Origin of the sequence: Marinimicrobium sp. UBA4509, from assembly GCF_002388575.1 — a bacterium.
Lineage (GTDB): Bacteria > Pseudomonadota > Gammaproteobacteria > Pseudomonadales > Cellvibrionaceae > Marinimicrobium > Marinimicrobium koreense.
Genome location: NZ_DGMV01000051.1, coordinates 31,136 through 32,982, shown reverse-complemented (window position 1 = coordinate 32,982; position 1,847 = coordinate 31,136). Strand labels below are relative to the sequence as shown.

The 1,847-nt window shown below is 60.9% G+C and carries 1 protein-coding gene and 1 pseudogene; both read right to left on the bottom strand.

Annotation, left to right across the window (positions count from 1 at the left end; genetic code table 11):
- Positions 1-686, bottom strand: a 686-nt coding sequence (locus tag B3520_RS09075; RefSeq protein WP_349678478.1) for a 6-pyruvoyl trahydropterin synthase family protein, incomplete at its 3' end; no start/stop codon positions are given.
- A 107-nt stretch (positions 687-793) separates the two neighbouring features.
- A pseudogene (locus tag B3520_RS09070) lies at positions 794-1,847 on the bottom strand (histidine kinase); the annotation flags it as partial.

The window sequence follows — 1,847 nt, the reverse complement described above, 5'->3', positions numbered from 1 at the left end:
CCCTGGGGCGCCGTATAGGCAAAGCGGAAATAATCCCCTTCCTCCGCCACCAGGTCCTCACGCGTCGCGAGATAAATATCACGGAACCGACTGGCCCACTCACCCTCCAGGGCCGGAGAGGGAATATCGTCCGCCCAGATTGCAATCTTCGAACGGTGACCGTGGGCGATTCGCTGACAATTGCCATCGTGCTTCTTCAGGCCGTGGCTATAGTGATAAAACACACTCTCAATGTATTCGGTGGAAAAGCTCAGGTGCAGGCGCGTGCCTTCGGGGAACAGCTGCTCTTCGTTAAGGCGTTGAATGCACCACTCGGCGACGCTTTCACGGGTCAGCTCCTCGGCATCCACCAGCGCCACCGCCTCTTTGGGGCAGCGAAGATCAATCGTCTCGCTGCGGTCCCCAAAGTGCCAGCGCAGGGACAGAACGTCGCCTTCGTCTTCAAGCTCCAGTTGGTGGGAGTGGCGGGGCACCAGAAGGCGGTGATCAAGCTCGTTGTCCAGCCACGCTTTCAGCGTCTTCTTGACCGTACTGAAATCACAGACCATACCCTGTTCATCCAATGCGCCCTCCAGTTGCACATCAGCCAGCCAGGTTTCACCCAGCAGGCCGCGGCGGGCATCGAGAAAGCTGAAATCCACGGTGGCGAGGTTGTCGACAAAAAGCAGCATAAGTTCTGGGGCCATGGGTAATGAACGATGTCGCCATGATACCAGTTGGAGGGGGAGCTGTGCAGGCTTGAGGGGAGGGGGGAGCTCCCGGGGCCACTCGGCAGGCCCAGGGAGCAAAGGTGTCAGTAGAGGTAAACCGCGCCGGAATCGGTGCCTTCGTTGTTGTCCCGGTCGCCGTTGATGCCCTGGGCATCGCTGTCTTCGCGGTAGGCGCCGATGGCAAGGGTGTCGCCTTCGGCCGACAGCGCCAGGCCAATGGCGAAACCGTCCCGCGCTTCGGTGTTGGCGGCCTTGATGTAAGAGGCTTCGCGCCAGCGACCGTCAATGATTGAAAAGAGGTAAGCACCACCGGCACGAGGGGCCGAGTTGTCATCACTGACGCCGTCTATACCGGTCTCGGCGCTGGGCTCGCGCGTGCTGCCTACCACCAGATGACGCCCGTTGCGGGCAAAGGCCAGTGTTTCGCCGAAGCGCAGCCCCTGAAGGTTGTTGGAGGCCTTCAGGAATGAGGTCTGTTCCCACTCACCATCCACTTGGCGGAACAGGTAGACCGCACCACTGTTGGTGGCGACTGTGGTGACGTCCTCAAGGTCGTAATTGTCCGGACTGGAGTTGATCCCGGGCTCGGCCGTCAGGTCACCGGTGCTGCCCACTGCCAGGCGGGTACCGTCGCCGGATAAGGCAACACTGGCTCCGAAACTTTGAGCGTAGCCGGTCAGTTCCTGCTCGGTGTAGGTGTGGCTTGGCTTGATATAGGTCGACTGTGACCAGTTATTATCGTCGCGAACGAACAAGTAGACCGCGCCGGCGTTAATGATGGTCCGGTTGTCGTCCTCACCGTTGATCCCGGTGGAGCGACTGGCGTCACCGGTCGCGCCCACCGCCAGGGTATTGCCGTCGGTGGAGATGGCCAGGCTGCTGCCAAACAGGTGGTACAGCGGAGTGCCGGTCGCGGTGATGGCAGAGAAGGTGTTCGAGGCCTTTACATAGGCCTGCTGTGCCCAGCCGCTGTCCGAGTCGGTGAATACATAGACGGCACCGGCGTTGGGTGCATCATTGTTGTTCTCGTCGCCGTTGATGCCAGTGGCGTCGCTCGATTCGAACAGGGCGCTGACCACCAGCGTCTGGCCGTCACCGGAGAGGGCGACGCGGTGGCCAAAACGGTCGTTGACGTTG